Genomic DNA, 23,505 nt, shown 5'->3' on the forward strand with positions numbered 1-23,505 from the left:
ATCCATCTTCCCGCTTATGCATCTACATACATTAAGTGATGGCTGGCACATTCGCCCACTTACCGAATTTTCCCAAGGCATTTACCCGCGTCATGATCAGGGCTGGCTGCCGGCAATTGTGCCGGCCCATTGGCAGCAATTGCCCGGTCTCGAAACGCACAGCGGCAAGGTGGTTTATCGCTGTCGCTTCGTGAACCCTTCCTCACCCGATCAGCTTCCCGACGAACGACGTTGGTTGCGGATCAACGGCGCATTCTATTACCGACACACGTACTTCAATGGGGTCGATCTTGGCGCGCACGAAGGCTATTTCGAGCCGACCGAGCACGAGGTGACGACGCTTTTAAAACCTCAGAATACTCTGATTATCGAACTTGACTGTCCCGACGAGCACAATAAAATCGGCAAGCGCATGATTACCGGCGTCTTTTCCCATTGGGATTGCTTCGATCCGCACGCCAATCCGGGTGGGATTTGGCTGCCGGTTGAGTTACACCGCAGCGGGCCGGTGCGGTTGCACGCTGCCCGCCTGCGCACCGAGCATTGCGATGCCCGGCTGGCCCAGTTACGCTTTGCCCTTGATCTTGATGCCGCACAGGCTGTAGCAATTCGCAGCGAAATCATCTTTGCTCCGCTGACCTTTCACGGTGAAACGCAGGTCTTCACCGTGCAACGGCGATTGCGCGGCGGCGCGCAGACGGTGCAGGGCTTGCTGAAGCTGCGCGAGCCGCGGCGCTGGTGGACGCACGATCTTGGTCAGCCTGACCTCTATCAGGTCACGGTGCGGATATGGCTTGATGATACTCTCAGCGATGAGCAGTCGTTCGCTTATGGCGTGCGCACCTTCGAGCTGCGCGACTGGATTCCGCATCTGAACGGCGAGCGATTCCTTGCTAAAGGCAATAATTACCCTCCCGGCGATATGCGCATCGCGACCATGAATCGCGAACGGGCCGACCGCGATCTCGCCTTGGCCCGTGATTGCCATATGAATATGCTGCGTGTCCATGCCCATATCGACCATCCGGCCTTCTACGCCGCCGCCGACGCCGCCGGAATCTTGCTCTGGCAGGATTTTCCGCTCCAGTGGATCTATCGCCCTGAGGTGTTGCCGGCAGCTCGCCATCAGGCGCGAGCCATGGTACGCTTGCTCGGGAACCATCCCAGCATCGCGATCTGGTGCATGCACAACGAGGCGATTCATCTCGAAGACACTGCTGATGAGTCGTTGGGCGCCCGGCTGCGCACCTACCAGTCGGCGTTCATTTTCAGCTGGAACCGCGACGTGATGGATGTGCAGTTGAAGCAGATCGTCGAAGCAGAAGACCCAACTCGCCCTGTGATCCGTTCATCGGGTGAGCCAGATGTGCCCTACGTGCGCACTGGCACCGACGCTCATGCCTACTTTGGCTGGTACCGCACCTACGGCACGTTGGCGTTTGGCGAAACGGTGCGCGCCCGCTTCCCCAGCAATCTGCGCTTTGTGACCGAATTCGGCGCACAGAGTTTTCCCAACCTTGAAAGCAGTTTACGCTTCATGCCCGACCCGCTCGATGACGCAGCCGTAGCCCGCCTCGTTGAACGGCACGGGTTGCAGGCTGACATTATGTCAGCGTGGTATCCGTGGCGGCAAGCCGCCTCACTGGCCGAAGTCATCGAGATGTCGCAGAACTATCAAGCTGAACTCAACCGCTTTTACGTCGATCGCTTGCGTTACCACAAATATCGTCCGACCGGCGGGATCATTGCGTTTCTCTTTGTCGATCCCTATCCAGCCGTCCTGTGGAGCGTGATCGATTATTGGCGAGTGCCCAAGCGTTCGTATTACGCTCTGCGCGATTGCTTTCGCCCCCAATATGCCTTTACTCTGATCGAACCGCGCGACTTCGTTATTGGCGAAGTGATTGATTTGCCAATCTACGCCGTCAACGATGCCCGCCAACCATTGGCAGGCGCGCAAGTCACTATTACGATGCGCGATCCCACTGACGCTGAATTGGCCACTGTCGTGCGCTACCTCGATCTGCCCGCCGACTCGCTCGCTATCGAGATCGATCACCTGCGCCTCACCCCCCTTCACCCCGGACGGTACACGATCGAGTTACGCTTGATCGGGGCCGGGCCGGAATGTACCAACCGCTACCATCTGAACGTCGTTGAAGTCAGGTCAGGACAGTGAGGCTATGCCCATCCGGGGAGGATGTGTACCCGCGTTCCTTTACCTCGTACACGCCTGTTTGTCATTGCAAGGGCGCGCAGCACCCGAAACCATCTCCCGCGCCCTTTGCAACCTCTACACGCCTGCGCGTTAAACCCATCTGCGGCTTTGCGCGCTTTGCGCCTGCGCGTTTAGAGCCTCACAATAACGCAATGCAGAACGGCTACTGATGGTACAATACAGCGGAGGAAACGAATTCGCCGATCGGCAAGGTTGCAAGAACGTATGCCCATCTCGTACCGCGAGCAGGCGCCATTGACGTGTCCGCATTGCGGCAATGATTTTAGCGCCGAGATTTGGTTGATTATCGACGCCGATGAGGAGCCGGAAACGGCAGCGGCGCTGCGCCGCGAAGAGGTCAACATCGTCACCTGCCCGCACTGCGGAGCGCGTGGGCCGGCAGGCGCGCCGTTGCTGTATCACGATGCCCAAGCCCGCCGGGTGTTGTTTGCGCCCGCTCCCGGCGCGGCTGATCACGAGATTCGCGAGCAAGCCCGCGAGCTGCACGCCTTGCTGGTCGGTTCGATTGATATCGAGCAGCGGCGGCCCTATTTAGCCGATGTTGACATCGCCCAAGATATGAGCGGGTTGGCCCACCTGCTGCGCCGGCTCGATGCCCGTCGGCGTGGGCCAGCTTCGCCGCCATCACCACCTGCGCCGCTAAGCGACGAACCACCGCCGTTGCTAGCCGCAGTCGAAGCCCTCCTAGCCGCCGATACCGCTGCCGATCTCGAACAGGCACTGGCTAAGCATCCTGAACTGCTTGAACCAGCGACCATTGTGACCCTCACCCAATTGGCCGAAGTCGCCACCGCGCAAGGCGAAGCTGAGATTGCGCAGGGACTGCGCAATGCGCGCGATCTGCTGGCCGGAATGAGCCGTCATACCGCTTCCGAACGGCTCACTGCCATTCCGCCAGAAGCGTTGCAAGCCCTGTTGAATGCACACAGTGACGCCGAACTCGAACAGGCTATCGCGCGCTACCCGTTGCTGTTGCGACCCGAAATCGATGAGTTACTCGCGGTTGAAATAGAGACGGCGCTCGCCAGTGATACCGAGCGGCTAGCCCAACTGATCGAGGCACGCCGATCAATGCTGGCAACGTTCCGCGCTACGCTAGCCCCCGCCGCTGATTTAGAGACGGCTATCGAGGCGCTGTTAGTGGCCGATGACGAAGACGCGATAGCACACGTACTCGATCAATACCCGCTGCTGCTGAGCGAAACTGCCGAACAGGCATTGTGGGAATTTGCCGCCGAAGCGCGCGCCGGTGGTGATGAAGCATTGGCGCGCCACGCCATCGCTTGCCGAGAACTGCTGCGCCGGGTGCGCGCCGGTTTGGAAGAAGACCGTTCATAACCAACGGGAAAGTGTATGCTGAAACGAACTCCTTTCTACGACGCGCACCTCGCTATGGGCGCGCGCATGGTCGAATTTGGCGGCTGGGAAATGCCGGTACAATATCGCGGCATCATCGAAGAACACCATGCCGTGCGCAACCGGGCCGGGTTGTTCGATATCAGCCACATGGGCCGGTTTATGGTGCGCGGCCCCAATGCCGAAGCGTTCCTCCAACGCATGGTGACGTGTGATGTCAGCGCCATTCCGCTCGGCCACGCCAACTATGGTCTGCTCTGCCGGCCCAACGGTGGGATTGTTGATGATGTTTTTATCTACCATCTGCCCGATGAATTTATGGTGGTAGTTAACGCCGCTAATCGCGCGAAAGATTGGGATTGGTTCCAGCAGCATACCACCGGGTTTGAAGTTGAAATTGAAGATCGTTCTGAGCGCTGGGCAATGCTCGCGCTCCAAGGGCCACACGCCGAACACCTGCTCGCCACCGCAGAGGACTCAACCACGACTGAGATTGGCTCGCTCCCGTTTCACGGGGTGGCAATGACCACTATCTTCGGCCACAATGCCCTGATCGCTCGTACCGGCTACACCGGCGAAGACGGCTTCGAGATTTTTTTCGAGGCAGTGCATGCCGAACGATTCTGGTACGGTCTGCTGGCACTCGGTGGCAATGCGGTGCAAGCCTGCGGTCTCGGTGCGCGCGATAGTCTGCGCTTTGAGGCGTGTCTTGCCCTCTATGGCCATGAGATTGACGAAACGATTAACCCCTACGAAGCTCGCCTCGGTTGGGTGGTGAAGCTCGACAAAGGTGATTTTATCGGACGCGAAGCATTGCAGGCGATTAGGCAGGCCGGTGTCACCCGTCGTCTGGTCGGGTTCGAGATGGTCGGCAAGGGGATTGCCCGTGGTGGTTATCAAATCAGACGCATTACCGGCGAACCGGTAGGGTTTGTCACGAGTGGAATGCCTTCGCCAACCCTTGGCCGCCCGCTCGGTATGGCCTACGTACCCACCGATCTCAGCAGCGAAGGTAGTGAGTTTGATGTTATCGTGCGCGAGCGACCCGTTCGCGCGCGCGTCGTGAAGATGCCCTTCTATAAGCCGCGCTACAAGCGCTAGAGGAGTTCGACATGGCTTACAACACTCCGTCCGATCTGCGGTACAGCAAAACCCACGAGTGGGTGCGCTACGAAGGTGATGAGGTGGTGATCGGGATCACTGACTATGCCCAGCACGCGCTTGGCGATGTGGTCTACGTAGAATTGCCCGCCGTCGGCGCAACCGTCACTGCCGGCGAAAGCTTCGGCGTAGTCGAGTCGGTCAAGGCAAGCTCGGATCTCTATGCGCCGGTCAGTGGCGAGGTAGTGGCAGTTAATACAGATCTTGAGAGCGATCAGTCACCGATTAACAACGATCCCTACGGCAAAGGTTGGATGCTGCGGGTGCGACCAACCGGCGAGAGCGAGGAATTGCTCGATGCCGAGGCGTATGCTGCGTTGGTAGCCGAGATCGATCATTAGGCAGATGGCGAACGTCATTGCGCGGGTGCGCAGCGCCCCTGCTATAGCGCTAAAACATTGCCGGGAGGGGCGCAACCGAACAACAACGCAACCGCTGGGATACCGATAGTCTAGATGGAACTACGCATGACTCACTATATTCCGATTACCGATGCCGACCGGCAAGAAATGCTCAAAGCAATTGGAGTTGAGCGCATTGAAGACCTGTTTGTTGATGTGCCGGCCAGCCATCGTTTCCCGCCGCTCGATCTGCCACCGCCATTGTCGGAACCGGAGCTGATGGCGGAGCTGAACCGGTTGAGCGAGTTGAACGCCCATGCCCGCCGGTATAGCATCTTTTTGGGTGCAGGCACGTACAACCATTTTGTACCGGCGGCAGTTGACCAGATTCTGCGCCGCGGCGAGTTTTACACTGCGTACACCCCATACCAGCCGGAAATCAGCCAAGGTACCTTGCAGGCCATTTTCGAGTATCAGAGTCTTATCTGCGCCCTGACCGGCATGGAGATCGCGAACGCTTCGCATTACGATGGCGCGACCGCGTTAGCCGAGGCGGCAATTATGGCGCTTAACGTTTTGCGCAACCGGCGCAAGATCGTGGTAGCGCGCGGCGTTCATCCCCAATATCGGGCTGTATTGCGCACCTACCTGCAAGGGCTCGATGTTGAGATTGTCGGTGACGAGACGCCGGGATCGTCGATTGCCGATGCGTTAGCACGCGTTGATGATCAGACCGCGCTGCTCATTGTGCAGAACCCTGATTTTCTGGGCCGGTTGCACGATTTACGTGGTCTCGGCGCACAGGTGCAGGCTCGCGGTGCGTTGCTCGCGGTTCATTTCGACCCAATCGCGCTCGGCTTGTTCCAAACCCCTGCCGAAGCTGGGGCCGACATCGCCACCGGCGAGGGGCAGTCGCTTGGCTTGGGCTTGGCCTTCGGTGGCCCGTACCTCGGCATCTTTACCACTCGCCAGAAGTATGTGCATAAGATCGCTGGGCGTATCGTCGGCGTGACGAAAGATATTGATGGCCGCATGGCCTATGTCCTTACCCTGCGCGCTCGCGAGCAAGACATTCGCCGCGAACGGGCGACGAGCAACATCTGCACCAATCAGGGCTTGATGGCGCTCGCGTCGGCAGTGTACATGTCGCTGATGGGCAAGCGCGGCATGCGGATGGTGGCTGAAGTTACCTACCAGCGCGCCCACTACGCTGCCAAGCGGATTAACGCTCTGCCCGGCTATCGCGTGCTCGCTGATCAGCCCTTCTTCCGCGAATTTGTGGTGCAGTGCCCGCGACCGGTGGCTGAAATCAATGCGGCATTGCGCGAGCAGGGTATCATCGGCGGCTACGACCTCAGCGCCGATGAGCCACAACTCGGTGACGCGATGCTGGTAGCCGTCACGGAAATGAATACGCCAGCCGAGATTAACCGGCTGGTGGAAGTATTAGCCGCTATATGACGAAGTGGGTCACAGGCCGCCCCCCTAGTGAGGTGGGCTGGGAGGGGGCAACATCAATTCAGGTCAACCCGATGATCGAGGCAGTCTCACCCAATCAGATCGAGCGCATAGTCACCCGCATCCTACCGGGGGCGCAGGTGCGTGATGCTGCACCGCTTGGCGCGCGGAGCCTGCTGGTCACGCTCAACGACCGGCAGATTGTGCTCCGTCTGCCGGCTGGCGTCGATCGCTGGGCCGGCGAAGCGCTACGTACCGAGGCGCTCGCACTACGTGCGCTGCAAGCCGAGATCGATTTGCCGCTGCCGAGCGTGGTCGGTGAAGCTGCGGCCAGTGGCGATGACCCGCCGGCGCTGGCCTTGAGCTACCTTGCCGGCACGCCGCTGTCCGAGATCATCACTGCCATCGACGAAGAATCACGCTTTGCCATTGGGCAGGCACTGGCGCGCGTCATGGCGCGCGTGCATAGCTATCTGGCCTCGTATTACGGCCAGTTGCGCGCCGAAGCCTTGCCAACTCCTGCCGAACAACCGGCTATGCTTGCCGCTGATGTCGCCTACCTGCGCGAGCGGGTAGCAGCGGCAGCGGCTGACGCAGTAGCGCAAGGCAGCCTCACTGCCGAACAGAGCGAATGGCTGCAAGGCCGTCTCGCCAGTTGGATTACGACCACTGGCCGCCCGGCCTGCCTCGTCCACGGCGACTTACACCCGCGCCGGATTATCGTCCGCCGGCGGGAACGCGACTGGCGGCTGGTTGGTGTGGTCGGTTGGGGCTTTGCCCAAACATGGCGTCCGGCATGGGATCACGCCACCCTCCACCTCAACTTCGCCGATCCTGACTATTTTGGCCTACGCACCGGTTATGGCGTGGCCTACGACGAAACGACTGACCGTCGGTACGATCAGGTGCGCGAGTTTGCCCTCTTGACCTACCGGCTGGTCCTCTTGCTTGAACGCGAGCGGGCCGATCTCGCGCTTGCCATCGCTGATCAACTTGATCAGGTGCATACGCCGCCGGTGATTGCCACCCCTAATGAACCAATCCATGGAGTGCAGAGCAATGAATAACGAAGAACCGCCTATTTTTACCTACTCGCAACCGGGCAAAATCGGCGCTAATCTGCCGGCTGCCGGCGTTGAAACCACGCCGCTGCCCGCCGAGTTGTTGCGCCAAGATGACTTGGCCGGCTTTCCCGAATTGACCGAGCCGGAAGTCATTCGCCATTTTACCCGTATCAGCCAGCGCAACTACTCGATCGATACCGGCTTCTACCCGCTGGGGTCATGTACGATGAAGTATAATCCCAAGCTGCACGAAGAAGCCGCCCGCTTGCCCGGCTTTGCCGCCGCGCACCCGCTGCAAGATGAATCATTGAGCCAAGGCGCCCTGCAACTGATGTATGAATTGCAGACCTACCTTGGCGAGATCAGCGGCTTCGATGCGGTTAGCCTGCAACCCGCTGCCGGCGCGCAAGGCGAACTGACCGGCATTCTGGTCTTCCGCGCGTATCATCACGATCGCGGCGATACCCAGCGCACCGAAGTGTTGGTACCCGACTCGGCTCACGGCACCAACCCGGCGACAGCGGCAATGGTTGGCTTGAAGGTGATCGAACTAAAGAGCGATGCGCGCGGTAATGTTGACCTCGACGATCTCAAAGCCAAACTCTCACCGCGCACCGCCGGCATGATGCTCACGAACCCTAACACACTGGGGTTGTTTGAAGAGCACATTGTTGAAATCTGCCGCCTCGTTCACGAGGCCGGCGGCCTAATGTACGGCGACGGCGCCAATTTCAATGCCATCCTCGGCATCGCCAAGCCGGGTGAGTTGGGGTTTGACTTCATGCACTACAACCTGCACAAGACCTTCACCACCCCGCACGGCGGCGGTGGCCCCGGTTCGGGTGCAGTTGGTTGCACTGCCGAGCTTGCGCCATACCTGCCCGGCCCGCGTGTGCGCCGGCGCGACGATGGCAAATACGAGTTCTTCACCCCCGAGAAGAGCATTGGCCGTATGAAGTCTTTCCACGGCAACTTCGGTATGCTGGTGCGGGCATGGACCTACATCCGCTCGATGGGAGCCGCTGGATTGCGCGCCGTCAGCGAAGCTGCGGTGCTGAATGCCAACTATGTGCGGGTTATGCTGAAGGATATCTATCCGCAGGCGATCGATCGTATCTGCATGCACGAAGTCGTATTACGCGGCCAAATTGCCGGCGCACCCAAAGATGTGCGCACGCTTGATATTGCCAAGCGGCTGATCGACTATGGCTTCCACCCGCCAACGATCTACTTCCCGCTGATCGTGCCGGAAGCGTTGATGATCGAGCCAACCGAAACTGAGAGTAAGCAGACGCTCGATCGCTTCATCGCCACGATGCGCCAGATCGCCGGCGAAGCGGTTGAGACGCCAGAGGTGCTGCACACTGCACCGACCAAAGCGCCGGTGCGACGGTTGGATGAAGTGCGTGCCGCTCGCCAGCCGATTTTACGGTACGATGCTAAGGCGATCGAACAGTTACAAACGGCTTCGTAGGGCAGTGGGCACCTGTCTTGGGCAAGCATACCGTAGCGCCGTATCCCGTGCGGCGCTACGGTCAAACGGTTTCGGATCCAACTATTGATGAAAAGGAAGCCATCCCCTCCCCAAGCGAGGCGCAGCACAGTATAATACCGCATAGATGAAGAGTCACCGATTTTATTGCAGCATATCTCGCCGCTTTGCTATTCTGGCGGGTGTCATAATCGTAGGGAAAAAGTTATGAGTCTCTACCGCAGCCGCCACGTTGCGGCCCGTTTCGTGCCGGCCCTGTTTCGGATCTTTGTCCGGCTTTATGTACGGCCGCGAGTTGAAGGGATTGAACACATTCCCCATGAGGGTGCCTTCATTATTGCTTCAAATCATGCCAGCCATGCTGACACAGCCGTCATTTATACCGTCTTGCCGCGTGAAGTACGCCCTCGCTTCGTCGCTGCCGCCGCGCAAGATTATTTCTTTCAAGGCGGGGTCATGCAATTCCTCTCGCGCATTTTGTTCAATGCCATTCCGATCGCCCGCGACCGGCGCGGCGGCCAAGATCCGCTCCGCCACGCTGCGCGCGCTCTGCGCGAGGGCTATGCCCTCTTGCTCTTCCCCGAAGGCACGCGCAGCAAGACCGGTGAAATTGGCCCCTTCCGCAGCGGTGTGGGCCGCCTAATCGCCGAATTTCCCGGCACGCCGGTCATTCCGACCTATGTCGGCGGTACCAATCGTGTCATGCCAAAGGGTAAGGTCATTCCACGCCCCTACAAAGTCACCGTGCGTTTTGGCGAACCGCTGTATCTGAAAGCGCATCCGAAACTGCGCGCGACATGGCAAACCGCCGCCGATGAGGTGCGCGAGGCGATCATCCAGCTCAGCGGGACGGCGTTGGCCCATAGCCTTGGCACGTCATCCGATCAGGATACGTAATGACTGGGATGTAGTATGGATGGATCGGCGACGATCAGCGCGAATCTCATCTAACGATAGGTTCGAATCGGGAGCAAACGATGGCTGCTTTCACCGATCCATCCTCCCCAAGCACTGAGCGGGTACGGCAACACACCGCGAAATTACTGCGCTTCCTAATCTGGCTCTCCCTCCTTTCCGTCATAGGCTATACTGTCTTTAGCCCGATTGACCCATCGCTCATGCCGCAGCGCCTGATTATTGTCGTGCCTCTGATAGCGGCGCTCCTTGCGGCATTCTGGCTCTTGCGCCAGCAACAGGTTGAGCAAGCAAGTCTGCTCGTCATTAGTTCATTGTGGTTGATATTAATCGGTTCAGCGACGATCAGCGGCGGTATTCTTGCGCCAGCTTTCGCAGCGTTGCCCACCGTCGTCGTGATGGCCGGCATGCTATTCGGGCAACGAGGTGCATGGATCGTCGCGATTCTTTCAATTGCTACCGGCGTCATCTTTACTTTACTTGCCGATTGGTTACCCCAGCTGCCGATCCCTCACTCGCGACTGTCGTGGTCTGTCACCTATACGTTGTATCTTTTACTCTCGGCGTACATCATCGATCAGCTCATCAGTCATTTTCGCCAGTCATTACGCGAAACCGATAAAGAACTTCATGAACGACGCACTGTTGAAAAGCAACTCCGCGATTCGGAAGAGAAACTAGCCCGGCTTTTCGACTCGGCGCCGTTTGCGATGTTAATCGTGCGGATCAACGATGAACTCATCCTGAATGCAAATGCGGCCTGCCGCGAGTTTTTTGAGTTGAGCAGCGAACAGATTATTAAGCAACCGATTCGTAAGCTTAGCCGGTCGCAGTTGCCAGAGCGCTGGCCGGCTATCACTGAAGCGTTAGAACAGCAGGGAACGATCAGCGGTGTCGAGTTTAGTTTTCAGCGGAATGATCGCACTTCCGGCTTTGCCCAACTGGCGGCTGAGCTCATTGAGCTGCCTGAAGGTCTCTGCGCCGTCGTCGCGTTTCAAGATGTGACGCCATTGCGCCATGCCAACGAGCGTCTTGCCGAACTCGCTGCGCGACAAGAACAGTTGGCAACCTTAGCTCGCGAAGCGCTAGCGAATACTGACCTTAACACCCTGTTTGCCGCCGCTGTGGCACAAACGGCGCAAACCCTTCGCCTCAGCGGGACTGAGCTGGTTGAACTCGATCTCGATCATCAACCGTATGTACGCGCAAAGTGGGGCAATGTGCCTGAGAAGCTGTTGCCATCTGAGGTGTTCCGCGATCTGCCCAATGATCATCCCGGCTGGAACCAGTTGCCGCCAATCTTGGCTGAACGTATCGGCGATGTGGCAATGTATGGCGCCGGTATGCCTATTCGTGGGAAAGAGCGACTGTTCGGCGCGCTGTTGGCTTACGCGCAGCATCCGTTGGATACCGAGGCCATCTTCTTTCTGCACAGTGTCGCCAATGTGCTCGCAGTAGCGATTGAACGCTTTAACGCTGAACAAGAACGGCGTCGGATCGAGACCCAGATGCTGCAAACGCAAAAACTCGAAAGTCTTGGCTTGCTGGCCGGCGGTATTGCCCACGATTTTAACAATCTGCTGACCAGTATTATGGGCCATACCAGCCTTGCTTTGCTTGATCTGCCGTCGAACCACGCATTGCAGCCCCACCTCGCAGCTATCGATCAGGCTTCCCAACGAGCCGCTGAATTGTGTAGTCAATTGCTCGCATACGCTGGCCGCGGCCAACGTTCGCTCGAATCCGTTGACCTCTCGGCGCTGGTGCGCGAAATGGGTAATCTCTTGCGCTTGCCGGCCAGTCGCAGCGGCCAAGTAACGATTACCTACGATCTAGCGCCTGATTTGCCAGCGATTGTAGTCGAAGCCAGCCAGATCCGACAAGTCGTGCTCAATCTGCTTACCAATGCGATTGAAGCTATTGGTGAGCGCAGCGGCACGGTTACCATTAGCACCAACGTGACTACACTTACCGCGACCGATCTGCGTCGCTTAAACTTGACACCAAGCATTGCGGCGGGCAAATACGTCACCCTCACCGTCAGCGATACCGGAATCGGGATGGACGAAGCGACGCAGCGCCGTATCTTCGACCCCTTCTTCAGCACTAAACCGAAAGGTCACGGGCTAGGACTGGCTGCTGTGCAAGGCATTGTGCGCCGCCATTACGGCGCTATCCGGGTCGAGAGTACGCCGGGGCTAGGATCGACGTTTACCGTGTATCTGCCAGCCGCGAATACAACAACTCCGACGATGACTGCGGTGGCGACAACGCCTATCATCCTTACCGGCACTGCATTGATTGTCGATGACGATGCGGCAGTGCGTGGAACCATCAGCCGCATCCTCGAACGAGCCGGTATGGTGACACTCGAAGCGGTTGACGGGCGCACCGCTTTTACCCTATTGAGCGAATCAGCGATAAGTATTGATATCGCCTTGATAGATCTGGCAATGCCCGGCATGAATGGGTTAGAACTCCTTGAAGCCATTCGCCGCCACTCACCGCGCCTGCCGGTGTTGCTGATGAGCGGCAATGCCGAACAGATTACCAGCCAACCGCTGCCGATCAACCAATATACTGACTTCCTACCCAAACCGTACCGTTCACGCGATTTGCTCGAAAAGATTAGCCTCCTCATACAGAGGGCGACGTCCGTTAAAGCGAATAACAGCTCGCAATGACCCATAGGGCGTGGCGCTTTCCCCCACCTCTTGACGCCTTTGCGTGAAGCGCCTCTGTATCTTTGCTTACGTTGCGCCTTGGCGATTGCTTCACCCCCCGGCCCTTTCGCTCACCTGACGGCGGGAGAGGGGGAGCCGCGTGGATTGAGGGACAGGCATCGGAACGCGGGAGACCGTAGCGCCCCTCTCCCGCACCAGTGGGAGAGGGGCTGGGAGGGAGGGGACACTAGTATCGCAAAGCCATACCCTACATCTGCATCGATCATCCGCTCCCGCGATTGACCGTCTCAGCCAATGCGCGCGCCAGATCGACAAAAAACTGGAGCGATTCAGGGTTGCGTAGCGAATCGGGATTGGCTGCCCGCTCAACCGGCACACCCATCAGAATCTTTTTGACCGGCACCTCCAGCTTCTTGCCACTAAGTGTTAGCGGTACCGACGGAATCTGGAAGATGTCGTCGGGCACATGGCGCGGCGAGAGCGCGTTGCGGATCGCCTGCTTGATCCGTTGCCGCAGTGCATCGTCGAGGGTTGCCCCCTCGCGCAAGACAACAAATAGCGGCATATACGAACGCCCGCCGAGACCTTCCAGATCGATTACCAGACTATCAAGCACTTCGGGGATGGTCTCGACAGCGCGGTAAATCTCGCTGGTGCCCATGCGAATGCCTTGCCGGTTGATCGTGCTATCCGAACGGCCATAGATCACGATCCCGCCCCGCTCGTTGATCACGATCCAGTCACCGTGCCGCCAGACGCCGGGGTACTGCTCGAAGTAACTGGCCTTGTAGCGAACGTTATCGGGATCGTTCCAGAAATAGATCGGCATCGAGGGCATTGGCGCGGTAATCACCAATTCACCCATCACCCCAATCACACTGTGCCCGTCGGTATCGTAGGCCTCGGCCTTGCAACCGAGAATGCGGCACTGAATTTCACCGCTATACACCGGCAAGAGCGGACAGCCGCCAACGAAGCCGCTGCACACGTCGGTGCCGCCGCTGTAGGATACCAACCACACATCGCGCTTGATATGGTCGTAGACCCACTCAAACCCTTCCGGCGGCAATGGCGAACCGGTTGAACCGATTGATTTGATCGCGCTGAGATCAAACTGCGCTCCCGGCTCAATCCCACTCTTCATCAACGCAGTAATGTAACCGGCGCTGGTGCCAAAATAGCGCATCTTGGTCTGCTCGGCTAGCCGCCACAATACGCCCATATCAGGGTAAGCCGGGCTGCCATCGTACAAAATCGGAATAGCGCCGACCAACAAGCCGCCGATCAAGAAGTTCCACATCATCCAGCCGGTCGTGGTGTACCAAAAGAAGGTATCACCCGGCCGCATGTCGAAATGGAGGTCGAGCGACTTGATGTGTTCGAGCAGAATCCCGCCTTGACTATGCACAATCGGCTTGGGTAAACCGGTGGTGCCGGAAGAATAGAGCACCCACAGCGGCGCATTAAACTCAACCGGCGTAAACACCAACTCAGTCGGTGTTTGCACCGCCTCTTCCCAACGCAGCAGCGGGCCACGCAACCCATCTGGCTCAGCCGCCGGATCGAGGTACGAAATAAAGATGGTCAGCTCGACACTGGGCAACGCGGTCTGAATCGCCGCCACTTCGGCCCGGCGGTCAAATGGCTTACCGCCGTACTGGTAGCCATCAACCGCAATCAACACCTTTGGTGCAATTTGACTGAAGCGATCGATCACGCTAGGGCTGCCAAAATCGGGCGAGCAGCTTGACCAGATCGCACCAAGGCTCGCTGTCGCCAAACATCCAATCAGGGCGTGAGGCGTATTAGGGACATACGCCACCACCCGATCACCCGGCCCCACCCCGGCATTGCGTAGAGTCTGCGCAAGCGCCGCTGTCTGCGCGCGCAGCGTTTCCCAACTCAGCGGCGTGGGCGCTTGCCGCTCCGAGGCGACAATCACTGCCGGGCGGTCAGGTGTGGCATGGCGAAAGGCGTGCTCTGCGTAGTTGAGCTGCGCGCCAGTAAACCAACGCGCCCCCGGCATTTCGCGACTCGACAACACAGTGGTGTAAGGAGCGTGTGCCTTAATCTGGTAATACTCCCACAACGCTCCCCAAAACGCCTCCAATTCATCAACCGACCAGCGGTAGAGACTATCGTAATCGGTGAAGTGCAATCCATACCGTTGCTCAAGCCAGCGCATAAACGCGCGCATCGTGCAGTTTTCGCGCAATTCTGCCGGCGGTTCCCACAACAAACGTGGCGCGGTGGTCATCATTGGCCTCCGTCTGACCTAACCTTTGGCGTATTTGTACGTTGAATTGTAGCTGAAAGAGGGGAATACGGTCAACAAAGATCGAGTCTTGTAGAGATACCCAGCAGTGCGTCCCGCCCAGACGTGTACCTACCGACAACGCCCTCATAAGATGATATGCATACCGCCCCGTTCCACCACCGCACGCGGCTGATGGAGGAGCAGCAGGGTTTGTCCCTCCGCAATGATGGGCATTCCCGCACCCCAGCCCTCTCCCCAAGAGGAGGGGGAACAGGGGCATTCCCGCACCCCAGCCCTCATCCGGTAGGGAGTGGCGGAAACAACGAGTCCACTCTTTCTTAACCCGGCACCTCAAGCTGACAACCGCAGGCCAGCACAACCGTAGCCGGCCCTTGCCACGTCACCGGCGCCGATCCGGCTTGAAAATGGACAGCCGTTTTCCGCCTCGGATCGAAGACAACAACATCGCGAACACCATACGTAAGGTAGAAAGGCGCCCCATCAGGGCCGAGATCCTTATCTTCATAGCCGGGACTGAGCACCTCGACCACCGCTGCCGGAGTCATGTCAATCGCCTCATCGCTGTCCGGCGGTTCCGTGCAAAAGATAGCTAAATCTGGACGCTTGAGTGATCGATCAGGATCGGGGAATCGGATTAATACGTCCGCCAGCGTAAAACAAGCACAACCCATCAGATGAGCATCTACCGGTCGTACCGAGCGCTCGATGTACCGCAACGCTTTCTGATGCCGGCTTGAAGGCAACGCTTCCCAGCGCGGATGCCCCCGCACATACTCTAAACGCACCGGAGCGCCACTCGCATCAGTTTGTAAAATCAACTCTTCTATTGACAATAAGCGTGACATAGACACTTTTGCTCACCGCTGGCCCTCGTTGCAGCTTACTCAGCCACTGCACGCTCGATGGAACACCACTAATCTGTTGCTGACTGCAACCTGCAGCTCTCCATCTCTCTTCGCAGGAGAACTGGAAAAGCACCGCTACGGATGCCGCACATAATCAACGAGCGCCAACACCTCTGGATCGGGCGGCGGCCCACACCGACTAACCAGCCACGTCACCAAAAAATTGACCGGCAGACCAAAAATGCCTGCTGCCGAACTGGAGATACCAAAGACAGCCCAATCAGGCGTAACATAGGTGAGCGCCATGTAGCCAGCCGTCACAAGAAAACCGCTCAGCATCCCGGCTACCGCGCCGCGGCTATTCGCTCGCCGCCAGAAAACGCCTAAGACCAACACCGGAAAGATCGTCGCAGCGGCAAACGAGAAGGCCCATGCCACTAATTGAACAATGATCGCCAACCGTTGCAGCGCTGTCAAAGCCGCCAAAATGGCCACAGCCAGAATCGCCAAGCGGCCTAAGAGTAGCCGCTCTCGCGAACTAGCTCGCGGGTTGAGCGTGCGATGGTAAATATCGTGAGCCACCGCCGAAGCAATCACCATCAGCAGGCCATCGGCGGTACTTAAGGCCGCCGCCATACCGCCTGCCGCAACCAGCGCCACCACCGTGGCCGGCAACTCAGCAATTTCCGGTGTCGCCAAGACCACCAAATCTTGGTCAATCTGTAGCTCCTGATACTGCAACACGCCATCGCCATTCCCACCCATATCGGGATCATCGGCGATCGTCAGCAAGCCGGTACTCGCCCATCGGTTCGTCCATTCTGGCAATTCGGCCACCGGTTGGCCAACCACCGAACCAAGAATCTCCCAGCGTGAAAACGCCGCATACGCTGGCGCAGTCAAATAGAGCACACAGATCCACAACAACGCCCATGCCACGCTGCTCCGGCTATCACGCACGGTCGGCACCGTGTAAAAACGCACCAGAATATGGGGCATGCCGGCGGTACCCAGCATCAGACAGAGACTCAGGGCCAGATAATTCCAGATCGACCAATCATTAAACGGCGCGACATAGCTAGGCAAGCCCTGCACCTCTTCCAGTTGCGCAATATTGCTCAGCGCCTCGCCATACATCACCTGCGGCAGCGCCACACCGGTCAATTTATAGGCTAGCCACGTCACCGGTACAAGGTAGGCGAAGACGAGGATTATCCCCTGTACGCCTTGCGTCCACGTAATCGCCTTCATGCCGCCGAGGTACGAGCAGAGCAACACCGCCGCCAAGCCGACAATCACCCCCACCATATAGTTCAGACCGAGAAACCGGCTCATAATGATGCCAATCCCGGTCACTTGAGCAGTCACATAGGTAAAACAGATGATAATGCTGAACACAGCCGCAATTACGCGCGCGCCAGCGCCGGGATAGCGCGCGCCGATAAAATCGACCAGCGTATATTGGCCAAATTTGCGCAAGTAAGGCGCGAGCAGCAGCACTAACAATACATACCCGCCCGTCCAACCGGTAATGTAGGCGAGACCCTCAAAGCCAAGCAAATAGAGTGCGCCGGCCATGCTGATGAACGAAGCGGCGCTCATCCAATCTGAGCCAGTGGCTAAGCCATTGAGGATTCCCGGCACTTTGCGGTCAGCGACGTAATAGGCATCGAGCGTATCGGCGCGAGAGCGAATACCGATCACAGCATAGAGACCAATCGCCAACGCGAGGAAGCTCCAGTCGATCAGGTGCGCCGGTAGGCCAAACCACGTCTCGAGGGCAATACAGACCCCCATTAGTGCCAACAAACCGGCTGCAAATGCTAGATAGCGCATTGAATAGCGCCGGCGAATGAGTCGTTCCTCGGCAGACTCAGCCGGATCAATGCCAAAGCGCCGGTCGAGCAACCGCATTCGCCAGTTATAGGCAAAGGTCAGGATCACAAAACAGATCAGCGTCCCCTGCGCACCCATATAGTAACCGAGCGGAAATCCGGTTAAGACGCTGATCCGGTTCAGCGGCTCGGCCAAGACGACTGGCAATACTACGCTCAAGAGCCAGATTATCAGCAGCGGGCCGACCAAGCGCAGATTTTCCTGCCAGTATTGCGACAACCATGCCGGTGCCAGCGGCCATTGCAGCGGTGGCGGCGTCACTGTTGCCGTGCGAGTGACCGGGGTTGGCCGGGGAGTGTACGACTCCACTGATCCTTGCACCTGACGCACCGGTGGGAACAGGCGGTCGATAATGAACAGCGACACTGCCAATGCGCCGCCAACCACCAGAAAAAGCTGAAAGAGGCCAATCCAGAAACTTGCGCTCATGCCCCATCAACCGTTGTCACCGATTCCACTCGCACAACCGCCATCTGCGGAGCGAGCGGCAGGGTAAAGATAAACCGTGCCCCCTTACCGATACCATCGCTCTCGGCCCAAATCTCGCCCCCTTGGGCATAAATCAGGTGGCGCGCGATTGCCAACCCAATCCCGCTACCGCCGCTATTGCGCGCGCGCGATTTATCAACCCGGTAAAAACGCTCAAAGAGATGCGGCAAATGTTCGGCGGCAATTCCAATTCCGGTATCAATCACTGCCACCCGCACTTCATGATCATCAGCGCACGCCTGCACCGTAACCGTCCCGCCTGATGGCGTATAGCGATAGGCGTTAGCAAGGATATTAATCACCACCTGCGCCACCCGATCGGGGTCGGCCCAAACCTGCGGTAAGTATTCAGGCACATCGAGGCACAAATGAACCTGATTACTGCTAAACAACGGCTCAAATTGCGCAATCTGCGCTTCTAGCACCGAACGCAGATCGATAGCGCGGGCCACCACCGGCAACTGACCGGCTTCTACTCGCGATAACAGCTCGAGGTCTTCGATCAACCGTTGCAAGCGGCGGGTCTCGCGTAAAATCAGGTTGAACGTCGCCGGATTCGCCGAAACCACCCCATCAACCAAGCCTTCCATATACCCACCGATAGTTGCCAACGGCGTGCGCAACTCGTGAGTGACGTCGGCCAGCAACGCCAAACGCCGGCGCTCGGTTTGATCAAGCGCATCAGCCAACTGATTGACGCTTTGGGCCAATTGGGCAATTTCATCATCGGCTTGAATGCTCGTGCGCTCGCGATAAAACCCCTGCGCCAAACGACGACTGACGTGCGAGAGGGTTTGAATCGGCTCAACAATCCGGCGCGAGACAAACAGGCTTACCACGACCGCGGCAGCTAGCGCGCCAAACCCGCTGATCAGCAATGCTTGCTGGATCACCGACTGCACCTGCTCTTGCAACTCAAGCGCCGCGTTGGTGGTGCCGGCACCTAATTGTCCGGTTTCTGCCGCCGCCGAACCTAGCGTCAACGGCGCAAAACCGGTCAACCCGAGGCTTGCCAGCACATTCGATGCTGCCAACAGCACCACATACGCCATCAAGACAATAATCAGATGGGAGATAAACAGTTTCCAGCGAAGTTGATGCAACCACTTCTTCATCGCGCGCCGCCGACAAACTTATACCCTACGCCGCGCACCGTCTGCACCAACGGCGTCCCGTGCTGATCGTCATCGAGCTTTCGGCGCAACGTGCCGATATGCACATCGACCACCCGATCAATCCCAGCAAAATCGGGGCCCCATACCCGTTGCAGCAACTCTTCGCGCGTAAACACCCGCCCCGGATAACTGGCCAGCGCGTAGAGCAGATCAAACTCGCGTGGCGTCAGATCAACCCGCACACCATTGCGCTCGACCTCACGCCGTTCGGGATCGATCAGCAACCCTTCAAATTGCAACACCGGACGCTGGCTCGTCTCGGTCGAACGCAACACCCGATTGCGCCGCAAAATTGCTTTCACCCGCGCCACCAGCTCGCGTGGGCTAAATGGCTTGGTCAGATAATCATCAGCCCCTACCGACAAGCCGATCAACTTATCGATCTCATCGGCACGGGCCGTCAACATCAACACGTACACCGAAGTGTCACGGTGCAACTGCCGGCACACTTCGATCCCGTCAAGACCGGGCAGCATCACATCCAGCACGACCAGATCGGGTTTCACGTTACGAGCAAGGGCCAGCGCGCTCGGCCCGTCGAAGGCCCGATGAACGACAAAGCCCTCATTGCTTAGATAACTGCTCACCAGATCGACAATTGGTTGCTCGTCATCAACCACCAGAATTGTAGCTGCTTCCATTGCAGCGCTCCCTGCTTCCTTCAATGGCGGCAGTATGTTGTAGAGATGCAGGCAACTGTTCTTATGCCAGATGAGCCGTTTCCCGGACGGGAAGCGGGCGAGTCACACGATAACGGCAGCGTCACCGCACGCTAGCAAATAAGAGACAATCCAAATACGGGGAAGAAATACTCGTTTTTGGCTGACTGCGCTACCCTGCGCCAGCAGAGCATGATGTACAGCTCTGCATACTGGCGTTCACGCCGAACCGGCAATCAGGATAAGCACATTCCCATTCGTGCTGTGAAGTATACCACAACTTACCGGATGCCATTATACGTTCGCCGGCTCGGCCATCGTCAGCAGCCGTTCCCATTGGGGCGCCGTCACCGGCACCACCGACAGCCGGCCTTGCCGCACCAGCGCAAAATCGGCAAAGAAGGGATCGGTCTTGATTGCCGCTAGGGTCACCGGGCGTGCCAGCGACCTGATTGGCACCACATCAACAACGATTAGACGCGGATCGTTCTGTTTGGGGTCGGGGTAAGGATCACTAACCACTCGCGCCAAGCCAACCGCTTGCCGCTCATCGCCGGTATGGTAAATCAACGCCTCATCACCGCTACGCATATCGCGCATGTGCTTGAGGGCCACATTGTTTTCTACGCCATCCCATACTGTGCGCCCTTCCCGCACCAAATCGGCGAAACTGTAGACAGAGGGTTCGGTCTTGAGCAACCAATACTTTGGCATAGGGTCATCCTTAATGATTGCAATGAGCGAACACATCGCATAATACCATTATTCATGGTACCATCAACAATTGCGCAATGACAGTGTACATCTGCCACCACATAAACTAGCGGCATGCTATAATGCCCGGCGCGAAAGGGGGTTGCGTGAACGACGATTTTGAACAACTTGACGACTACGCCATCCTCGGCATCCGGCCCGGCGCGTCATTTGCCGACATCAAACAGGCGTACCTCAAACAGATCAGCCTCTACCATCCTGACCGGTATGCCGGCGCCTCAGCCGCTGAGCAAGAGTATGCAGCCCGCCGCGCGCGCCGGATCAATCAGGCGTATCAGAATCTCCGTCGGCGGCGATCGTCAATGGCGCCAGCCACGCCGGTACAACGTGATTACCAAGCCGAGTTATACGCGCAAGCGCAAGTGCATCTCGCCGCCGGCAGGCGATTGCAAGCGTTGGCCACCCTACGCGAACTGCAACGCATCAACCCGTGGTACCGCGATTGCGCGGCCTTGATTGCCGAGCTGGAGGCAGAATACCAAACCCCAGCCACTGCCGCCGAGCCAACCATCTCGCGTCGCACCTTGTTAACGGCAGCGGTAGGCGGCCTGACGCTGACCTTTCTCGGCTGGTACGGCTGGCGCCAACTTCAGGGCGCAATGACGGTGCAAGAGATCGATAACCGCCCCCCCACCGCGCCTCCCACTGCACCTACGCCTCCCACTGCGCCGTCACCCACGACCGCACCTACGCCTCCCGCTGTGCCGTCACCCACGACCGCACCTACGCCTCCCGCTGTGCCGTCACCCACGACCGCACCTACCCCTCCCGCTGCGCCGTCACCCACGACAATCACTGCCAGCGGACCGATCATCTATCAGGCCGACTTTGGCCCCAACAGCGACTGGCCCACGACCAGCGGCAACGGCTGGAGCGTTAGTGCAAGCAATGGCGCCTATCGCATTCAAGCCAACGCCGGCATCGGCGACATTTGGGCTTTCCGCACCTCACCGATCGGGGCCGATATGATGATCGAAGTAGAAGCAAGCGTTATCGGGGATTGGGGCGGATTAATGCTGCGTTTCAACGGCCCGCAGCGCTACGTCAGCTTCGTCATCAATCCGGCCAGCGGCCAATTCCGTTGCGATGAACGCAACGGCGAGCAACGCACCCTCCTCGCCGAAGGAGCTATCATCCTCGCCGAACGCACCCGTCTCAGCGCGCGGCTCGAAGGCCAGAGCATCGAATTGCGGATTAACGATCAAGTAGTAAGCATCGTCACCAGCGCCACCCCACCGCCCGACGCGCGTTACGGTCTGCTGGCCCGCGCCGGACAGAACGCCACCACGGCAACGTTCAGCAATCTCGTAATTCGCGCCCTGCGTTAGCCGAGAGGAGGGAATGTTCCTTCTATTCCCTCCTCCCCATTCCCTATCTCTCCGGTGGCAACCACATCGCCAACACGCCATCGCTTCGCCGGCTGGCGATCCCGCGCCCAATATCCAGCACATACACCCCATCACGCGCGCCATAGACCAAGGCCCGGCCATCGCTCGACCAGAGATCGAACGAGAGCGCATAGGCATCAAAAAAATTAATTTGGGCCAAAAACTCCTGTGAAGGCACGAAGGTCGTCAACGTCCGCGACGTACCGCCGGTGCGGTTAACCAACTGCCAGCGCAACTGCACCAAACCATTTGATGTCCGCCCGGCAGGCGTCAGATACGCAAGCTGCTCGCCGTTCGGCGACCAAAAGAACGCCACCACGTTATCATCCGGTGCCGACAAGGTATCCACCTTACCGTCGAGACCAACCAGCTTCAGCGGGCCAAACCCATTGGGGCCGACCGTCGTATACGCAATCTCATCACTGCGCGGCGAGCGGCCAAAGATAATCGCCGCCTGCGGCTCACGGGCCAACGCCTGCGGCTGGGTTTCACCCACCTTCACCCGCGTCAACACACTCTCAACCTTTTCCACTGCCGGCGGGCCATCGATTGGCGGCTGCGCAACGTAAAAGAAGCTCTGCCCATCAACACTCCACGCCGGCGTCTGGAAAAAGCCGGGGTCGTTCACTTCGTACAGCGGCTGCGCGCGGCCGGGCTGTACCGTCACCACGCGCCCATCCTCGAAGATTGAACCGCCGATATGCACCAACAAAGACGAACTATCGGGCTGCCACGCCAAATAGAGCGACGTCGGCGACACACTGACCAACTCAGCCGGACGCGACCCATCCGCCAGTACGACATGCATTCCTAACCCAGCCGTACCGCGATTGGAGAGAAAGGAGAGGTAGCGACCGTCAGGCGACCAAACCATATAGAGCGGCGGATTCGTCGTCGAACGGTAGAGTTCAGCACGAGCGCCATTCCGCAAATCAATCACGCGCAATACACTGACGTTACCGTTTTGGCTAATGTATGCAATCCGGCTACCATCAGGCGCCAACGCTGGATAACGGAACAGTTCGGGGCTCACATCATCGGCCAGCACCTGTGCCGCACCACTTCGATCAACGAGGGCTAGTCGTCGGGCTGGCCCAACCACGAGTAATTTCTGATCGACCGGTCGATGAGTAATCAACAAGATGGTTAACACACCGGCACTGATGCTGCCGATCAGAATCATCACGCTCAACAGGCCAATCAGCGTCAGTAGAATCCGGCGCGCCGCCATGCTTCGCTCCTTTCCGGGGGACGGTACGGTGTATTAGGTAGTATACCAAGATTTGGGGTG

Annotated in this window: 17 protein-coding genes; 10 read left to right on the top strand and 7 right to left on the bottom strand. The window is 58.3% G+C overall.

Annotation, left to right across the window (positions count from 1 at the left end):
* The first annotated feature begins 16 nt into the window (after positions 1-16).
* The 9 genes from Q1A00_RS02340 to Q1A00_RS02380 all read left to right on the top strand — a co-directional run bounded on the left by Q1A00_RS02340 (position 17) and on the right by Q1A00_RS02380 (position 12,710).
* A complete protein-coding gene (locus tag Q1A00_RS02340; protein ID WP_299755073.1) occupies positions 17-2,179 on the top strand; it encodes a glycoside hydrolase family 2 protein in 2,163 nt (720 codons plus the stop codon).
* 264 nt (positions 2,180-2,443) lie between these two features.
* On the top strand, positions 2,444-3,577 hold the full coding sequence (locus tag Q1A00_RS02345; RefSeq protein ID WP_298406781.1) for a CpXC domain-containing protein: 1,134 nt from the start codon (positions 2,444-2,446) through the stop codon (positions 3,575-3,577).
* A gap of 15 nt (positions 3,578-3,592) precedes the next feature.
* Positions 3,593-4,696, top strand: a complete 1,104-nt coding sequence (gcvT, locus tag Q1A00_RS02350) for a glycine cleavage system aminomethyltransferase GcvT (RefSeq protein ID WP_298406779.1) — start codon at positions 3,593-3,595, stop codon at positions 4,694-4,696.
* A gap of 11 nt (positions 4,697-4,707) precedes the next feature.
* Positions 4,708-5,097, top strand: coding sequence for a glycine cleavage system protein GcvH (gene gcvH, locus Q1A00_RS02355; RefSeq protein WP_298406775.1), 390 nt, complete (start codon positions 4,708-4,710; stop codon positions 5,095-5,097).
* A gap of 126 nt (positions 5,098-5,223) precedes the next feature.
* Entirely contained in the window at positions 5,224-6,558 is a 1,335-nt protein-coding gene (gene gcvPA, locus Q1A00_RS02360; protein WP_298406772.1) for an aminomethyl-transferring glycine dehydrogenase subunit GcvPA, read from the top strand.
* Positions 6,555-7,622, top strand: a complete 1,068-nt coding sequence (locus Q1A00_RS02365; protein WP_299755077.1) for an aminoglycoside phosphotransferase family protein — start codon at positions 6,555-6,557, stop codon at positions 7,620-7,622. The genes gcvPA and Q1A00_RS02365 overlap by 4 nt, the downstream gene beginning before the upstream one ends.
* On the top strand, positions 7,615-9,093 hold the full coding sequence (gene gcvPB / locus Q1A00_RS02370) for an aminomethyl-transferring glycine dehydrogenase subunit GcvPB (protein ID WP_298406768.1): 1,479 nt from the start codon (positions 7,615-7,617) through the stop codon (positions 9,091-9,093). Before Q1A00_RS02365 ends, gcvPB begins: the two co-directional genes overlap by 8 nt.
* Positions 9,094-9,318: 225 nt before the next feature.
* On the top strand, positions 9,319-10,008 hold the full coding sequence (locus tag Q1A00_RS02375; protein ID WP_298406766.1) for a lysophospholipid acyltransferase family protein: 690 nt from the start codon (positions 9,319-9,321) through the stop codon (positions 10,006-10,008).
* 80 nt (positions 10,009-10,088) lie between these two features.
* The gene (locus tag Q1A00_RS02380; protein WP_299755082.1) at positions 10,089-12,710 is read left to right on the top strand and encodes an ATP-binding protein; all 2,622 of its coding nucleotides are present in this window, start codon (positions 10,089-10,091) and stop codon (positions 12,708-12,710) included.
* A 262-nt stretch (positions 12,711-12,972) separates the two neighbouring features.
* Here the strand turns inward: Q1A00_RS02380 and Q1A00_RS02385 are convergent, their stop codons facing one another.
* From Q1A00_RS02385 to Q1A00_RS02410, 6 genes are all read right to left on the bottom strand, one after another.
* Positions 12,973-14,967: an acetoacetate--CoA ligase gene (locus tag Q1A00_RS02385; protein WP_366144876.1), complete on the bottom strand. Its 1,995-nt coding sequence runs from the start codon at positions 14,965-14,967 to the stop codon at positions 12,973-12,975.
* 338 nt (positions 14,968-15,305) lie between these two features.
* Positions 15,306-15,833: a Uma2 family endonuclease gene (locus tag Q1A00_RS02390; protein WP_298406758.1), complete on the bottom strand. Its 528-nt coding sequence runs from the start codon at positions 15,831-15,833 to the stop codon at positions 15,306-15,308.
* A 135-nt stretch (positions 15,834-15,968) separates the two neighbouring features.
* Positions 15,969-18,158: a VC_2705 family sodium/solute symporter gene (locus Q1A00_RS02395; protein ID WP_298406755.1), complete on the bottom strand. Its 2,190-nt coding sequence runs from the start codon at positions 18,156-18,158 to the stop codon at positions 15,969-15,971.
* A complete protein-coding gene (locus tag Q1A00_RS02400; protein ID WP_298406752.1) occupies positions 18,155-19,333 on the bottom strand; it encodes an ATP-binding protein in 1,179 nt (392 codons plus the stop codon). Before Q1A00_RS02400 ends, Q1A00_RS02395 begins: the two co-directional genes overlap by 4 nt.
* Positions 19,330-20,034 carry a response regulator transcription factor gene (locus Q1A00_RS02405; RefSeq protein WP_298406749.1) on the bottom strand — a complete coding sequence of 235 codons (705 nt, stop codon included), beginning with the start codon at positions 20,032-20,034 and terminating at the stop codon, positions 19,330-19,332. The genes Q1A00_RS02400 and Q1A00_RS02405 overlap by 4 nt, the downstream gene beginning before the upstream one ends.
* A 312-nt stretch (positions 20,035-20,346) precedes the next feature.
* Positions 20,347-20,766 carry an EVE domain-containing protein gene (locus tag Q1A00_RS02410; protein ID WP_298406746.1) on the bottom strand — a complete coding sequence of 140 codons (420 nt, stop codon included), beginning with the start codon at positions 20,764-20,766 and terminating at the stop codon, positions 20,347-20,349.
* A 146-nt stretch (positions 20,767-20,912) separates the two neighbouring features.
* On the opposite strand from Q1A00_RS02410, the gene Q1A00_RS02415 reads away from it, so the two are divergent.
* Complete coding sequence (locus Q1A00_RS02415) at positions 20,913-22,154, top strand: J domain-containing protein (RefSeq protein WP_299755087.1); 1,242 nt, start codon at positions 20,913-20,915, stop codon at positions 22,152-22,154.
* A 43-nt stretch (positions 22,155-22,197) separates the two neighbouring features.
* On the opposite strand, the gene Q1A00_RS02420 is transcribed toward Q1A00_RS02415, so the two are convergent.
* Positions 22,198-23,445, bottom strand: coding sequence for a hypothetical protein (locus tag Q1A00_RS02420; RefSeq protein WP_298406740.1), 1,248 nt, complete (start codon positions 23,443-23,445; stop codon positions 22,198-22,200).
* Positions 23,446-23,505 lie beyond the last annotated feature (60 nt).

Origin of the sequence: uncultured Chloroflexus sp. (assembly GCF_938091255.1) — a bacterium.
Lineage (GTDB): Bacteria > Chloroflexota > Chloroflexia > Chloroflexales > Chloroflexaceae > Chloroflexus.

Excerpts from the sequence above, each read along its gene's own strand:
- Q1A00_RS02340 (WP_299755073.1), top strand. The coding sequence starts at position 17 with ATGCATCTACATACATTAAGTGATGGCTGGCACATTCGCCCACTTACC.
- Q1A00_RS02345 (WP_298406781.1), top strand. The coding sequence starts at position 2,444 with ATGCCCATCTCGTACCGCGAGCAGGCGCCATTGACGTGTCCGCATTGC.
- gcvT (WP_298406779.1), top strand. The coding sequence starts at position 3,593 with ATGCTGAAACGAACTCCTTTCTACGACGCGCACCTCGCTATGGGCGCG.
- gcvH (WP_298406775.1), top strand. The coding sequence starts at position 4,708 with ATGGCTTACAACACTCCGTCCGATCTGCGGTACAGCAAAACCCACGAG.
- gcvPA (WP_298406772.1), top strand. The coding sequence starts at position 5,224 with ATGACTCACTATATTCCGATTACCGATGCCGACCGGCAAGAAATGCTC.
- Q1A00_RS02365 (WP_299755077.1), top strand. The coding sequence starts at position 6,555 with ATGACGAAGTGGGTCACAGGCCGCCCCCCTAGTGAGGTGGGCTGGGAG.
- gcvPB (WP_298406768.1), top strand. The coding sequence starts at position 7,615 with ATGAATAACGAAGAACCGCCTATTTTTACCTACTCGCAACCGGGCAAA.
- Q1A00_RS02375 (WP_298406766.1), top strand. The coding sequence starts at position 9,319 with ATGAGTCTCTACCGCAGCCGCCACGTTGCGGCCCGTTTCGTGCCGGCC.
- Q1A00_RS02380 (WP_299755082.1), top strand. The coding sequence starts at position 10,089 with ATGGCTGCTTTCACCGATCCATCCTCCCCAAGCACTGAGCGGGTACGG.
- Q1A00_RS02385 (WP_366144876.1), bottom strand. The coding sequence starts at position 14,967 with ATGACCACCGCGCCACGTTTGTTGTGGGAACCGCCGGCAGAATTGCGC.
- Q1A00_RS02390 (WP_298406758.1), bottom strand. The coding sequence starts at position 15,833 with ATGTCACGCTTATTGTCAATAGAAGAGTTGATTTTACAAACTGATGCG.
- Q1A00_RS02395 (WP_298406755.1), bottom strand. The coding sequence starts at position 18,158 with ATGAGCGCAAGTTTCTGGATTGGCCTCTTTCAGCTTTTTCTGGTGGTT.
- Q1A00_RS02400 (WP_298406752.1), bottom strand. The coding sequence starts at position 19,333 with ATGAAGAAGTGGTTGCATCAACTTCGCTGGAAACTGTTTATCTCCCAT.
- Q1A00_RS02405 (WP_298406749.1), bottom strand. The coding sequence starts at position 20,034 with ATGGAAGCAGCTACAATTCTGGTGGTTGATGACGAGCAACCAATTGTC.
- Q1A00_RS02410 (WP_298406746.1), bottom strand. The coding sequence starts at position 20,766 with ATGCCAAAGTATTGGTTGCTCAAGACCGAACCCTCTGTCTACAGTTTC.
- Q1A00_RS02420 (WP_298406740.1), bottom strand. The coding sequence starts at position 23,445 with ATGGCGGCGCGCCGGATTCTACTGACGCTGATTGGCCTGTTGAGCGTG.